Annotated in this window: 12 protein-coding genes; 2 read left to right on the top strand and 10 right to left on the bottom strand. The window is 72.7% G+C overall.

Annotation, left to right across the window (positions count from 1 at the left end; genetic code table 11):
- Window positions 1–91 precede the first annotated feature (91 nt).
- The 6 genes from OG453_RS21320 to OG453_RS21295 all read right to left on the bottom strand — a co-directional run bounded on the left by OG453_RS21320 (window position 92) and on the right by OG453_RS21295 (window position 6951).
- On the bottom strand, window positions 92–520 hold the full coding sequence (locus tag OG453_RS21320; RefSeq protein ID WP_266869583.1) for a YbjN domain-containing protein: 429 nt from the start codon (window positions 518–520) through the stop codon (window positions 92–94).
- A gap of 63 nt (window positions 521–583) precedes the next feature.
- Window positions 584–1798: an Hsp70 family protein gene (locus tag OG453_RS21315; RefSeq protein WP_266869582.1), complete on the bottom strand. Its 1215-nt coding sequence runs from the start codon at window positions 1796–1798 to the stop codon at window positions 584–586.
- On the bottom strand, window positions 1795–3696 hold the full coding sequence (locus OG453_RS21310) for a dynamin family protein (RefSeq protein WP_266869580.1): 1902 nt from the start codon (window positions 3694–3696) through the stop codon (window positions 1795–1797). The genes OG453_RS21315 and OG453_RS21310 overlap by 4 nt, the downstream gene beginning before the upstream one ends.
- On the bottom strand, window positions 3689–4294 hold the full coding sequence (locus tag OG453_RS21305; protein ID WP_266869579.1) for a hypothetical protein: 606 nt from the start codon (window positions 4292–4294) through the stop codon (window positions 3689–3691). Before OG453_RS21305 ends, OG453_RS21310 begins: the two co-directional genes overlap by 8 nt.
- A 110-nt stretch (window positions 4295–4404) precedes the next feature.
- Complete coding sequence (locus OG453_RS21300) at window positions 4405–6102, bottom strand: dynamin family protein (protein ID WP_266869578.1); 1698 nt, start codon at window positions 6100–6102, stop codon at window positions 4405–4407.
- A 210-nt stretch (window positions 6103–6312) separates the two neighbouring features.
- Window positions 6313–6951 (bottom strand): bifunctional 2-polyprenyl-6-hydroxyphenol methylase/3-demethylubiquinol 3-O-methyltransferase UbiG, encoded by a 639-nt coding sequence (locus tag OG453_RS21295; RefSeq protein WP_266869577.1) that lies wholly within the window; start codon window positions 6949–6951, stop codon window positions 6313–6315.
- Between the two features lie 110 nt (window positions 6952–7061).
- Between OG453_RS21295 and OG453_RS21290 the strand changes: the two genes are divergently transcribed.
- Entirely contained in the window at window positions 7062–7661 is a 600-nt protein-coding gene (locus OG453_RS21290; protein WP_266869576.1) for a helix-turn-helix domain-containing protein, read from the top strand.
- Window positions 7662–7670: 9 nt separating this feature from the next.
- Here OG453_RS21290 and OG453_RS21285 read toward each other — a convergent pair whose 3' ends face one another.
- The 4 genes from OG453_RS21285 to OG453_RS21270 all read right to left on the bottom strand — a co-directional run bounded on the left by OG453_RS21285 (window position 7671) and on the right by OG453_RS21270 (window position 12263).
- A complete protein-coding gene (locus tag OG453_RS21285) occupies window positions 7671–8303 on the bottom strand; it encodes an NAD(P)-dependent oxidoreductase (protein ID WP_266869575.1) in 633 nt (210 codons plus the stop codon).
- Between the two features lie 129 nt (window positions 8304–8432).
- A complete protein-coding gene (locus tag OG453_RS21280; RefSeq protein ID WP_266869573.1) occupies window positions 8433–9344 on the bottom strand; it encodes an AraC family transcriptional regulator in 912 nt (303 codons plus the stop codon).
- Window positions 9345–9381: 37 nt separating this feature from the next.
- Window positions 9382–10206: a hypothetical protein gene (locus OG453_RS21275; RefSeq protein WP_266869572.1), complete on the bottom strand. Its 825-nt coding sequence runs from the start codon at window positions 10204–10206 to the stop codon at window positions 9382–9384.
- An 80-nt stretch (window positions 10207–10286) separates the two neighbouring features.
- Entirely contained in the window at window positions 10287–12263 is a 1977-nt protein-coding gene (locus OG453_RS21270; RefSeq protein ID WP_266869571.1) for a tetratricopeptide repeat protein, read from the bottom strand.
- 160 nt (window positions 12264–12423) lie between these two features.
- Here OG453_RS21270 and OG453_RS21265 point away from each other — a divergent pair, with 160 nt between their 5' ends.
- Entirely contained in the window at window positions 12424–13902 is a 1479-nt protein-coding gene (locus tag OG453_RS21265) for a cytochrome P450 (protein ID WP_266869570.1), read from the top strand.

The raw sequence follows: 13902 nt of genomic DNA, 5'->3' as shown, positions 1-13902 counted from the left end.
GGTGCTCCGCTCCACGTCTGCAACATTGCTCGACATCAAGATATCTCCTGATCGCCCTCTTCCACGAAGCGGCCCTGTTGTACTGGCTCGATCACAGTCCGTAGTGCTCGTGCAGCCAGTCGAAGAGCTCCAGACACACGCTCAGCGCCCAGTCCATGATCTCGGAGAACTGCGCGGGGGTGACCGTCAGCATGCCCGGCAGCGTCCAGCCGCCGTGCAGGTCGCTCTGCCCGCTGTCGTTCTCGTACACATACGCCTTGGGCAGCAGGTGCTCCTGGTTGTACTGGTTCACCGCCGCCACGGCCAGCGGCACCTTGTCCTTGGGGATGAAGCCGCTGTCGGTCATCGAGAAGTGCACCATCTCGCCGATGTCCGCCACGAGGAGCGTGACGCTGTCGCGGCCGGGGTTGTCCACGGAGAACTGCAGCAGGCGCGTGTCACCGCTGACCTGATAGCGGTAGTCCTTCTCGCGCGCGTAGTCGTGCAGCAGCTGACGCCAGGTGTCGCTGAAGGTGGCCATGGGGACCACTCCTTCCGGGTCGGTCGGGATGTTCGCTTCCGGGTCGGTCGGGATGTTGGTTCGCTAGCGCGCTTGCCTGCGTACGAGCGCGATGAGGTCGTGGTTCAGTCCGGCGCGCAGCTGCCGCGCCACCGGGTCGCCGGGCGCGAGCCCCGGCGGCAGCTCCCCCTCGGCGAGGACCCGCCGGGCGAGCAGCACCGCGCCGCCGGCCACCGCGAGGTCCGGGTCGGGCAGCAGCCGCACGGTCCGCCGCGACCGGTCCGACAGGGCCCCGCCCACCGCGCGCAGCCGGCTGCTGCCGCCGACGGGCACGACCGCGTCGACGTCCGCCCAGCCGAGCCCCGCGGCGGCGAGCGTGCGCTCGCACTCCGTGAGGGTGCGTTCGAGGAAGGGGCCGAGCAGCTCCGCGAGCTCACCGCTGTCCATGGTCACCGGCACGAATCCGCCGTCGGCCGCGAAGTACTCGGTGTGGTCGTTCACCACGGAGAGCTGGTGCTTGAGCGTCTGGCACTGGGAGAGCATCTGCAGCCGCTCCAGGAGGGCGTATCCGTTCTGCGCGGGGGCCTCCAGGGCGGTGCGCACCACTTCGGGGAAGCGCGTGGAGAGCCAGCGCAGGATCTCCCGGTCGAAGGCGCCGCCGCCGACGTCCGCGAGGCCGCCGGGCGCCCCGGCCAGCTCGAACTCCGCGCCGGCGCTGCGCGCGACCGCCACGTCGAAGGTGCCACCGCCCAGGTCGTACACGAGGAAGCAGTGCCGGTCCTCGGGGCGGTGTTCCGCGAAGGCGTGCGCGAGCGCCGCCACCGGTTCGGTGACCAGGCGTACGGTCGACCGCTGATATCCGGCGGCCTCGGCGACCTCCAGCATCAGCTCGCGGTTGCCCGCCTCCCAGCTCGCCGGGACGGTGATCACCACGGCCCGCGGTTCCTCGGGGACCTGTTTGAGCCCGCAGGAGCGCAGGAACGAGAGCATCTCGCCGGTCAGCTCGTGCGGCTGCCGTGCGCGGCCCGCCACGAGGAGCGGCACCGACTCGCCGAAGTGCCGCTTGAACTCGGCGTGGTACTCGACCGGGTTGGCCATGCGGATCGCGAACGCGGCCTGTCCGACGGCCAGTTCACCGCGCGGTGTGGGGCACACGGCGGTCCTGATGGACAGACCGGCGTGCGGTGCGGCGGGGTCCTTGACCCCTGTCACCGTGCCGTCAGGGCGTCCGATGAGGAGCGCGGACGTGGACGTACCGAAGTCGATCCCGTGCACGGGCCCGGGTGCCGCGCCGCTCATGGCCCACCCGCCAGGTCCGCCAACTCCTGTGCCGATTCGATGAGTCGGGTGTAGCCGTCCCTGCGCTCCGTCAGCTCCGCCCGCCGTGCGCGCTGTTCGGCCTCGCTGCGCCTGCGCTGCTCCTCCACTTCCCTGCGGGAGCGTTCCAGGGACTCCCTTGCCTCTTCGATGCCGCGCTCGATGTCGGCGACGAGGAGCCGTGAGATCTCCCGCGCCGCGTCGTCGAACGCGGCGAGCGCGCGTGCCTCGTTGGCCCTGATCTGCGCCAGCGTCCCGGAGGTGAGGGCGCGGACCGCCTCCCTGGACCACTCCTTGCGCTGCTGCTCGGCGCGCTCGCGCTCCGCGCGCCGCGAGTCGGACCAGCCGGTGATGGCGCCCACGACCTTGCCGAGGAGCCCGCCGAGCGCCGCGCCGACGGCGATGCCCGGCGGCCCGCCGACCGCGCCGATCATGCCGCCGATCACTCCGCCGAGCCCGGCACCGGCGATGGCCGACCGCCAGGTGTTGCTCAGATGGTGGGCCGGCTGCCCCGATCCCGCGTCGAGTTCCGGCGGGGACGCGCTGACGCCGTGCAGCGCCGGAGTGAACCCGCCCACGCTGAAACTGGCGGGCTGGTAGGGGACTTGGGTCTGGGCGGCGAAGGCCTGCTGCACCTGGCGTGCGGCGCTGCGCAGCTGGTCCATCGCCACCTCGACCCCGTCCACCAAGAGCCGCCCGATCTCCCGTACGGTGCCGTCGAGTTGACCCGGATCGGTCACCATCGCGGCGGCCGCGGAGAAGTCCTGGCAGGCGGCCTCGAAGATGCCCTGGAGCCCCCGTTTGATCCGCCGGGTCTCGTCGTGGAACACCCGGGGCAGCTCCGTGCGCCAGTGCGCGCTGCGCGCCTGGAGGTCCGCCGCAAGCTCGGCGCGGCGGGCCAGCTCCTGGTCGAACCGCTCGATCTCCGCGTCGGAGCGGCTCTCCAGGGCCAGGTCGATGGGCGCGCGGGCGGCGGTCAGGGCGTCGGCCAGACCCACGGCGCAGCGCGCGACCCGCTGCCGGCCCACCCGCGTCACCAGGCCGTCCCACAGCTCCTTCTCCAGGTCGGGAAAGCCGGAGTCGGCGAGCATCTCGACGTCGCCCGACTGCCAGGCGGAGGCGCGCAGCGGCGATGACACGGGCAGCACGACGAGGTCGGCTTCGGCGCGCCCGGTCACATCGGCGATCTTGCGGCGTGCGGCCCGCAGCGAGGGGTCGGGGTCGACCACCTGGTCGCTGCGGGTGAGCACCGTGATCACGGTCGGGCACTTGGCCAACGCCCGTTCCAGGAAGGCGAGTTCGTCGGTGCTGAAGGTGACCACCAGATCACCGACGAAGATCAGCGCGTCGGCCTGCCCGAGGAACGCGTGCGTTGCCGCGTCATGGGCGAGGTTCATGCTGCCGACGCCCGGCGTGTCGACCATGACGAGGCCGGTGCGCAGCGGGTCGAGCGGCAGCTGGATGCGGACGAGGTGGACGTTGCGTACGTTCTGCTCGTTCTTCTGCTCGGTGACGTAGTCGCGCAGTTCGGCCAACGGCACGTCCACCGCGGTGAGTTCCTCGCCCTCCCCTTCCGGTGCGAGATAGGCGGTGGCCCGCTCTTCGTGGCCGTACTCCAGGGTGGAGACGGTGTTGGTCGCCACGTGCACGTCGACGGGGAACAGGCCCGGCCGGCCGATCAGTGCGTTGAGCAGGCTCGACTTGCCGCGCTTGTACTCGCCGCAGACGACCACGTGGTACTGCAGGCCCTCCAGCGTGGCGCGGTGCTCTTCGAGGCGGCGCAGCGGCTCCCGCCCCACCTCCGGGTCGGCGCGCAGGGTCTGTTCGGCGTCCGTGAACAGGGTCTTGGCGCGGGCCCGCAGCGGCTGGGGGTCAGTCATCGCCGGCTCCTCGCTTCGCGGCCACGTAGACGGTGACCTGGGCAGGACGCACCGGTTCGGTGCGCCAGAGATAGCCGGGGCGCAGATTGGTCGCGACGTGGTTGATCAGTTCGGGCCTGGGTGCGGGCTCGGAGAGCACCGACTCGTGGCGCTGCGGGTCGAGTTCGCCCTCCCCTTCGTACGGCCGCACGTCGCAGTCGGCGAGCATCCGCAGGACGGACTGCTCCAGCCAGTCGAGCACGGAGGCGTCGAGCGGCACGCCTGCGGGCCGCCCGCGCAGGACCGCGACGCGGTCCAGGACGTCGATCAGGCCGGACACGACGGGCAGCGGCCCCTCCCCGTCGGCCTCGGCGACCGGAGCGGCGGTCAACACCGGGCCGGGGGGCGGCGGTTCGGGAGCCGTCTCGGCTTTCATGACGGCCTGGGCGTGAGCGGGCTCGACCTTCATGGCGGCCTGCGTCGCGTGAGCGGGCTCGGGAACCTGTTGGGGAGCCTGCGCGGGGGCCCGCACCGCCTGCGGCTCGGGGGCCCGTTCCGACTGCGGCTCGGACGCCGCCTCCCGCGCGGCGTCCGGTTCCGCACCCCGCCTCCGAGGCATGAGACCTCGCCATCGGTTCCACCACGAGCGCGGGTCCCACCAGGGGTGTCGCCGTGTCATCTCGGCCTCCTTCATGGGCCGTTCTTCATGGGCCGTTGGAACGCAGACGTTCAGTCGGTGTCGTGGAACAGCAGCCGCTCCGCCGACGCCACGCGGTCGGCGATCCGGTCGTACGTACGCAGCACGGTGCGCGCGGCGAGAACGGTGGGCGGCGCGTGGAACGGGTCGTCGACGCGCACCCGCCAGGCCGCCCGCAGCTCCGCGAGGGCGGTGCGGAACGCGGACAGGGGTGCGTCCGGGGCAAGGCCGAGCCGGGCCCGGGCCGACCGTCCCCGCTCCCCCGTGACCAGCAGCACCTCGTCGCGCTCGGCGTCCGTGAAGTCGAAGTCGCCCCGGTACAGGCCGGTGAGCAGGGCGATCTCGGCGGGGCCCGGATCGCTGAGCCGGAAGCGTTCCAGGGCGGCGCCGACGGTGTTCACCGTCTCGGCGAACGCGAAGCCGTGGGCCCGGTCGCGGGGCAGGGCACGCGACCGGTGGACGGAAGCGGTGGCCAGGCGCAGCGCGGAGTCGAGTTTGATCAGCCCGGAGCGGTTGCCGAAGTGCTCGACGATCAGGTCACGCAGCGCCGCCACGCCGCTGTCCGCGAGCAGGGTCCCGCGTACGTCGTCGAGGTCCGTGCCCCGGCGGATCAGGACGCACGCGCGGTGCACACCCCATGCGCCGAGCCGGTGCAGCAGCCGGGCACGCTCCTCCGGCGGGACGGGCAGATCCTCGTACGGCTGCCGGGCGAACCTGCGCTCGCTGCGCAACCGGTTCACCAGGACCTGGGCGTCGCTGTCGGCGAGCTTCACCAGGGACACGTACTCGTCGTCGGTCAGGGTCTGCGCGCCGAGGCCGGTCAGTCCCGCGACCGGGAGCACCGTGTGGAAGGCGGCACGCAGCGCGGGGCGCCCCAGATAGCCGGCCAGGATCTCGCGTCCGGCATCCAGCGGGTCGTACTCCAAAGGGTCGGGCTGTCCCGGCAGGTCCGCCGACGGCGGCCAGAACTGGTCGCAGCGGGTGAGCACGCCGAACGCCCGCAGGCCGTTGACCGCGCTCTGATGCGCACCGACGAACTCCTCGACGACCTGGATGTCGGCCCTGCCGAGGGCCCGGGTGAACAGGAACAACACGGCGTCCGCACGGTCGAGTTCGGCCACGCTGTCGTCGTGCACCTCCTGCGCGTCCCGCCCGATGGCGTCGAGCACCTCCTGGCTCTCCTCCTGAGCGGCGGGGTCCTGGATGCCGAGGAAGGCGGCGGCGTTGGCCGCGTCGGTGCGGTGCACGCTGGCCAGACCGGGGGTGTCCACCAGGTGGAAGGCCTTGAGCAGCTCATTGGGCCACCCGGCCGCCAGCTTGCGGATGCCCCGCAGGGTGTCGAGCGATGCGGCGTCCCGCACGGACAGACGTGCCAGTTCGTCGGGCGAGACCTCGCGGGGCGGGCGGTCCCCCTTGTAGTGCACGGTCAACCGGGGGCGCGCCGCGTGGTGGAACTCGGTGACGTTGAACGTCGTCTCCAACTGCCCCACCGCCACGACCTCTTCGCCGAGCAGCGCGTTGACCAGGGTCGACTTTCCGCGTTTGAGCTGACCCGCGACCGCGAGCCGCATCGGCTCCGCGAGGCGCCGTGCCGCGGTGTCCAGGGTCCCGCCGAGTTCCTCCGCACCGCCCGCCGTCGCCGTACGGGCGAGCATGCTCAGGGCCTCTCGCGCGCCGGTCCGCCGGTCCCCCGACGGTGCCCTTTCCGGGCTGCCACTGTGGACGCTCATGTCCCACCCCCACCCGGGAGCGGGCGTCATCACTGGGCGGCCAGCACGACCCGCCCTCCCCCGATGCCAGCAGTATGGGGAGAGCCGGGAGCCGGAGCAATACGACGGGGGCAGGTTCCACCCGCACGAGCCAGGCCGGGAGACCGGGTGCGACAGGAGGCGGTCAGTGGGACCGGCCGACGCCGCGCGGACCTGGCGGGAAGGGCCGGATCAGACTGCTCGGCGGCGCACCGCGAGGGTGTTGTTCGTCCGGACGGACGGCTGCCCGTCGGGCGCGGTGAGGTGGTGCTCGTAGGTGTCGCTGACGAGCACGTCCCACGCCCCGGCCACCAGGGCGAGGGAGGCGAGGACCTCCCACGGCGTGGGGAAGTGCACCTCGGGGTGCGGGCCCGGCTCCCAGGAGGGGAACCCCTCGTGGCCGACGACCAGCAGGACGCCGCCCGGCGCGACCGCTCCGGCGGCGTTGCGCAGGATCTGCTCGCGGGGCATCTCGACGAGGGAGTGCAGGAAGTGCGCGGAGACCAGGTCGAAGGAGCCCGCAGGGAAGGAAGCGGCGAGATCGTGGCGCTGCCAGTCGATCCGCTCGGCGACACCGGCCCGTCCCGCGTGGCCGGCCGCGCGGTCGAGGGCGACGCGGGAGACGTCGGTCGCGGTGACGCGCCAGCCCTGCCGGGCCAGCCAGATCGCGTCGCCGCCCTCGCCACAGCCCAGATCGAGGGCGCTGCCGGGCGTCAGGCCCGCGGTCTCGCGGACCAGGGACGCGTTGGGCTCGCCGCTCCACATCCGGTCGCTGTCGCGGTAGCGGTCGTCCCAGAACTCTTCGGCCGATGCGGTGGTGAGGTCGGTCATCGCTGCGCTCCTTCGGTGGGCGGTGGACGGTGCCGTTCACCGCCGGTGCCCACCGTGCGCGCGCCCGGAGCGCCTTGACAAAGTTCTTTGCCGAGGCGGCAAATGGAGAGATGAGCGACGACGATCTCTCGCAGGTCCTGACCGCCGTCGGGCCACGGCTGCGGGCGCTGCGCACCGCACGCGGGACCACGCTGGCCCGGCTCAGCGAGGAGACCGGGATCTCCCTGAGCACGCTCTCCCGGCTGGAAAGCGGGCAGCGCGAGCCGACCCTCAAGCACCTGCTGCCGCTGGCCAGGGCGCACGGCGTGCCGCTCGACGAACTGGTCGGCGCACCCGCCACCGGCGACCCGCGCATCCACCCGCGCCCGTTCACCCGCCAGGGCAAGACATGGGTGCCGCTGACCCGGCATCTGGGCGGCATGCACGCCTACAAGCAGGTCATGCCCGTCGACAAGGACGCGCGGAGCGGCACCCGCCCCGAGCAGGGCTCGCACGAGGGGTACGAGTGGCTGTACGTACTCTCCGGCCGGCTGCTGCTCGCCCTGGGCGAGCACGATCTGGTCCTCACGGCGGGCGAGGCGGCGGAGTTCGACACGCGGACCCCGCACGGCTTCGCCAACGCGGGCGACCACCCCGTCGAGTTCCTCGCCCTGTACGGCGCCCAGGGCGAGCGCGTGCATGTGCGGGTCAGGCCCACCGCACGGACCTGACCCGCTCGTTCAGTACGCGACGCCGATGCGGGCGCGCGGGTGGGCCGTCTTCTCCAGCTCGTCGACGAAGGCGATCGCGTAGTCCTCGGCAGTGATCCGGCTGTTCCCCTCGGCGTCGGCCAGGAGCCGGTCGCCGCCGATGCGGAAGGTGCCGGTGCGCTCGCCGGGCTCGATGAGGGCGGCCGGGGAGATGTAGGTCCAGTCGATGTCGTTCACGGTGCGGTAGTACCCGAGGGCATCGCGCTGGGCCAGGCTCTCCGCCTTGTACAGGTCCGGGAAGTCCGGCTCGTCGACGAGGTCCTTGCCGGGGGCGACCTCCAGGCTGCCGGCGCCGCCGACGACGACCAGGCGGTTGACCCCGCTGGTGCGTACGCCGTCGACGACCGCCGCGTTGGCGGCGAGGAAGGGCGCGGCCGGCGCGGAGCCGTCGCGCGGCGGGGCGAGCGCCGACGCCACGGCGTCGTGACCGGCGGCCAGTTCGGCGACCTTGGCCGCGTCGGATGCGTCGCCGGTGACGGAGGTGGCGTCGCCGACCGGCTTGCCGGAGCGGCTGACGGCGGTGACTTCGTGGCCGCGGGACAGGGCCTCGGCCGCGATGCGGGAGCCGACCATGCCGGTGGCGCCGAAGAGGAGGATGCGCATGAGTTCTTCTCGCTTTTCTCGGAGTTCCTGTTTCCGTCTGCACCTACGACGCTACGGGCGTTTACGCAGGTGAGCGAGGTGTACTACGGACGCCGTATGGTCAAAATCCGACAGGCCGGAGTCCGAACGCTACGGATGACGCGGCCCGCGCCCCCGCATGGCTCCGCGGAAGTCGATCGGCGTCTGGCCGGTGCGCTTGTGGAAGAACTTGCTGAAGTTGGTGGCGCTGGAGAAGCCGAGCCGGTCGGCGATCCGTGCCGCCGACTGATCGCTGTGCGCGAGCAGCCGCTTGGCCTCCAGGATCACCCGGCGGTCGATGAACTCCTTCGCCCCGATCCCGGCGCCGGCGAGGGTGGCGCGCGAGAGGGTGCGCGGGGAGTAGCCGAGGGCATGGGCGTAGTCGTCGAGCCGTCTGCTGCGGGTGAAGTCGCGCTCCACCGCGTCCCGGAAGCGCAGGAAGGTCTCCCCCGGCTCCGGGGCCGCGCTGCCGGGCACGGACACATGGGCGACGCGCAGCACGAGTACGCCGAGCAGATGCCGGAGCACCGCGACATGGATCTCGAGGGGCAGTTGGCGCAGCGCGCGGAACTCGCGCTCCAGGTGGGCGATGGCGACCCGCAGCCCCTCGGCGTCGTCACCGGCCGGCAGCCGCACGGCCGGGGCGTACGCGTCGTCGGCCCCGGCGGCGACGACGGTCGCGGGGTCGAGGAACCCCCGCTCGAAAAAGACGACGGTGCCCTCGGCCCCGTCGAGGTCGCCCCACTGGTGGACCTGCCCGGGCCGCACCCACAGCCAGGCGCCCGGTTCGAGGACGTATCCGGTGAAGTCGACCATGTGCTCAAGCGAGCCCGCGCTCACGGTGAGCAGATGGTGGAAGTCCGGTCGCTGCGGCTGCCGCATGAGCTGCAAGGGCCTGCCGCGGGCCCGCTCGCGCAGGGCGGCGAGCGAGAGCACCTCCACCGGAGCGGGGGTGCCGGCCGGGGCGGCGAAGGCGACCTCGGGGATCTCCCGCGAGGCCGCCGGCCGGTGAGGGACCGTCATGGCTCCTCAATACCACCCGCGCGACCGGGCCGACCCGTCACGGCGTCGCCTGCGCCGAGATGAACTCGTCCCAGGTGGCGACCGTTCCGGCCGCCGGTGCGGCGATCTTCGGTACGGCCCCGAACTGCGAGTACTCCTCGTTGATGACCTCGCGGCCCTTGGAACCCTCGCCGGTCTCGCGGGACTTGAGGACGAGATCGTCCTTGCCGACCCACATGTCGATGACGACGGACTTCATCCCCTGCTTCTCCGCGCCCTCGACATAGGCCTCGCGGAGGTCCTTGTCGAGGGCGGCGCCGGTGTACTCGGCGAGTTCCCTGAGCACGACCGTGCCGCGGTAGTGGTCGGCGGGGCGCCCGGCGATCTTCTCCTCGGCGATCCACTTCGTGGACTTCGTCGCGGCGAGCGCACCGGCGAACTCGGGGACGTAACCGGCCGCGCGCGGGGCGCCGCCACCGCCGCCGACGTCCATGCTGTACCAGCTCTTGCCGGGCACCTTGTCCGTCTTCACATACGTGGTGCCGCCGAGCGACAGCATGTGGCTGATGCCGTCCGGGTTGGCCGCGGACTTCGTCACCTCGGCCTTGATGACCGTGGCGGCGGGCTTGCGCTGGTAGAGCATCTCGGACCGGTCCGAGCCGCCCTGTCCCGTCTGGACCGTCTTGTACGAGGCCTGCGCACCGGTCTTCTTCGCCGCCGCGAGCAGCACGGCCCGCGCGTCGGTCCGCGCGTCGCTCTTGTTCTCCCTGCCCTTGCCGTGGGCTGCGTCGTCACCGCGGTCGGATCCGCCGTCGCCGCCGCATCCCGCGGCCATCATCGTGAGCGCCGCCCCCACGGCCGCCGTCACGATGCCCCTCCCCATTGCGCGCACTGTTCTCTTTTTCCCTGTCATTCGTGCCGATTTCCCGCGATCCTAGCCGTCCTCGCAGGTGAGGGAGTCGGTCAGCCGGGGAGCAGGGCACGCACCTTCTGGCCGCAGCAGTCGCCATGTCCTGCCGCTTCGTACGCCGTCCCTGCCTGCTCCCAGTAGTCGCGGGCCAGGTCCGGCCGGCCCGTGGCGGCGGCGAGCAGACCGAGCCGGTGCAGGGTGCGGGCCCGGCCGATCAGATGGCCGGCCTGCTGGTACGCGTCGAGCGCCTGCCGGTAGCGGTCCTCCGCCAGCTCCTGGTCGCCCTGCCCCCTGGCCGCGTGTCCGATGTTGAACAGCGTGTGGGCAGTGGCCTGTTGGTCATCTGTCGCGCGGAACAGCGGCAGGGCCGCGGAGTAGTGCCGCACCGCTTCCGCGTACCGGTGGTCGCGCCGGGCCACCGTGCCCATGCTGTGCAGGGTCCTCGCCTCGCCGGTCCGGTCGCCGAGCTGCCGGTAGCCGTCAAGCGCCTCGGCGAAGACGGTCGACGCCCGGCCATAGTCCTGCTTGTGCTTGAGGAAGTCACCCTTGTTGTAGAGGGCGAGCGCCAGTTGCGCGCGGTCCTTGCCCGCGCGGGCGAACCCCACCGCCATCTCGCACACCTCAAGGCCTGCGCGCCAGTCCTGCCGGCGGCGCAGGAGCCAGCTGACGTTGTGAGCCAGCGGCAGGACCACCGCGGACCGGCCGTGCAGCTGGGCGAGGTGCAGCGCCGAGCGCAGGTTGAGCCGCTCCGTGTCCAGCCAGTCCTCCGTGGCCTCGTCGCTCTCTCCCGCCCGCGCCGCCATGACCAGCCGCTCGACGGCGTCGCGCGCGCTGTCCCGGTAGTGGACGAGCAGCCCGTCGACGGCGCTCTCGACGCTCGCCTCGTCGTCCTCCTCCTGACGGCGCCACTCGGCGAACAGACGCAGCAGGTCGTGGAAGCGCACCCAGCCGTGCGGTTCGCCCGGCTCGATCATGTGGGCGTCGCGCAGGGCGCGCAGCTGTTTCCGCGCGCGGGGCACGGACCCGCCGGTGAGCGCGGCGGCGGCCGCCACGCTCACCTGCTGCCCGAGGTTGAGCGAGAGCAGCCGGAACGTCCTCGCCTCGTCGGGGGCGAGGCGCGCGTACGAAAGCTCGAAGGCGGCGGCGACGGAACGGCGTTGCCCGTACGTCAGCTCTTCCAGACGGGTCGCACGGTCGTGCAGTGCCGCGGTGAGTTCGCCGACCGACTGGTCCGGGTCGCCCGCCAGGATCGAGGCGACGACGGCGAGCGCAAGCGGGAGGTGCCCGCAGAGCGCGGCGAGATCGCGCACTGCGTCGGGTTCGTCCTGGGCCCGGGTGTCGCCGGGGCGGCGGGTGCGGAGCGTGCGGCTGATCAGCGCGGCGGCCTCGGCCGGTTCCAGCACGCCGACGTCCACGATGCGCGAACCCGGCAGATCGCCGAGGGTGTGGCGGCTGGTGACGAGGACCCGGTGCGTCGACGCGGCGGGCAGCAGCGGGCCGATCTGCTCGGTCGACGAGGCGTTGTCGAGGAACACCAGGACCGCGCCGTGCCGCGCTGCGATCTCCGCGAGTTTCGAGCGGTAGAGGGAGAGGCGGCCGTCGAAGGTGGGCGGGAAGAGTTCGTCGGGGACGCCGAGGGCGCTCAGGAACACGGACAGCGCGATGTCGGGCCCCACGGCGCGGTCGGTGTCGTACCCCTGAAGGTTGATGAAGAGCACGCCGCCGGGGAACCAGCCCGCCGCCACGGCGCCGTGTGCGGCGCGCACCGCGAGGGCGGTCTTTCCGATGCCCGCCGTGCCGGCCAGCGTGGACACCACGAGCGGGGAGGAGGCGGAGTCGGGGCGCAGCGCGGCGGTGACTGTCTCCAGGGCCGTGTCCCGGCCCGTGAACTCGGGCACGTCCGGGGGCAGGCCCGCGAGCGCGGTCGGCACGGCGGGCGCGGCGGGCGCGATGTGCAACTGCCCTACGTGGCCCGCCTGGACGACCGGACCGCTAACGGTTCCGCTCAGATCATTGGACGACTGGTTCACCGTCTCTTTGTAGCCCAATGGGGCCCCGTGCAGGAGGGTTCCGCCCTGCCCTTGTCGTCCGCACCTGCCGGGTTGTTGTCCGGACCCGACAGGTACGGCGCCCGGTTCCTGGCCATGGGCAGCCCCCCTGCGGCGGGCCCGGTCCGGCGAGGATGAGCGGGTGATCGTTGCAGACGGTGTAGACGGCATAGACGGTGTAGACGGCATGGACGGTGTGGACGGCACAGACGTCCTGGCCCCTTTGGACCCGGCGGATCCCGCCTTCGCGCGCGACCCGTATCCGTACTATGCGCGGCTGCGCGGCCGAGGGCCCGCAGCGCGCGTGCCGCTGGCCAACGGTACGTACGCCTGGCTCGTCACCGGGTACGAGGAGGCGCGGGCCGTCCTCGCCGACCCGCGCTTCTCGAACGTGCCGGCGCCGGACGCCGGCAGGCCGAAGGCCGAATCCCCCGCGCGGCAGGCCCGCGCGTGCCTGGCCCGCCACATGCTCAACTCCGACGCCCCTGATCACACCCGGCTGCGCAGGCTGACCGCCGCCGCGTTCACGCCGCGCCGCGTCGACGCGCTGCGGCCGCGGATCGAGGAGCTGACCTCCGGTCTGCTGGCCGACGTCGCGGAGCGGCTGCGGCGCGACGGCAGCGTGGACCTCGTGGACGCGTTCGCCTTCCCGCTGCCCGTCCTGGTGATCGGCGAGGTGCTCGGGGTGCCGGAGGCCGACCGGGCGGACCTGCGGGACTGGACCTACCGGGTCGGCTCGCCCGCCGACGCGCTGACGCCCGGCGCGGTGGACGCGGCGTGGACCTCCCTGCACGCCTACTTCACCGAGCTGATCGCCCGTAAGCGACGTGCGCCGGGGCCTGACCTGTTCAGCGCCCTGACGCACGACGCGACGGAGGGCGGGCTCGACGACGGCGAGCTGCTCGCCATGGCGTTCCTGCTCCTGTTCGCGGGTTACGAGACGACCATGAACCTGCTCGCTTCGGCGTCCCTGCTGCTGCTCACCCACCCCGAGGAACTGGCCGCCGCACGCCATGCCCCCGCGCGCTGGCCGGCCGTCGTCGAGGAGACGCTGCGGCACGCAAGCCCGCTGGAGGGCACGACCTGGCGGCGGACCACCGAGGAGGTGGACCTCGGCGGGGGCACGGTCATACCCGCGGGCGCGTCCGTCCTCGCCGTGCTCGCCGCGGCCAGCCGCGATCCCCGCCACTTCCCGGATCCGGACGCCTTCCGGCCGGAGCGGTACCTGGCGGGGGCGGGGGCAGTGACAGGTGCGGCTGCCGCTCCGGGGGCCGATGCGGGGGCGGGGGCGGGGGCCGCTCAGGCGGGGGCCGGTTCGGCGACCGCCCTGCCGGGCGCGAGGCCCGGTACGGCGACAAGCTCGACCACCCCCCTCCCCAACCCGAGGGCCGATGCGGCGACCCCCACGTGTCCCGCAAGCCCCCGTGCCGCCCCACACACCGCATTCGGCCACGGCCCCCACTTCTGCGTCGGGTCACGCCTCGCCCGCCTAGAAGCCGCCATCGCCCTGCCCCGGCTCTTCGACGCGTTCCCCGAGCTTCAGCTGACCGTCGATCCGGAGCAACTCCCTTACCGGCCCGGCCTGTTGGTGCGCGGGCCGCGCCACGTCCCCGTCCGGTAG

Origin of the sequence: Streptomyces sp. NBC_01381 (genome assembly GCF_026340305.1) — a bacterium.
GTDB lineage: Bacteria > Actinomycetota > Actinomycetes > Streptomycetales > Streptomycetaceae > Streptomyces.
Note: the sequence above shows the minus strand (reverse complement) of the source record. Positions and strands in the feature narration are given on the sequence as shown.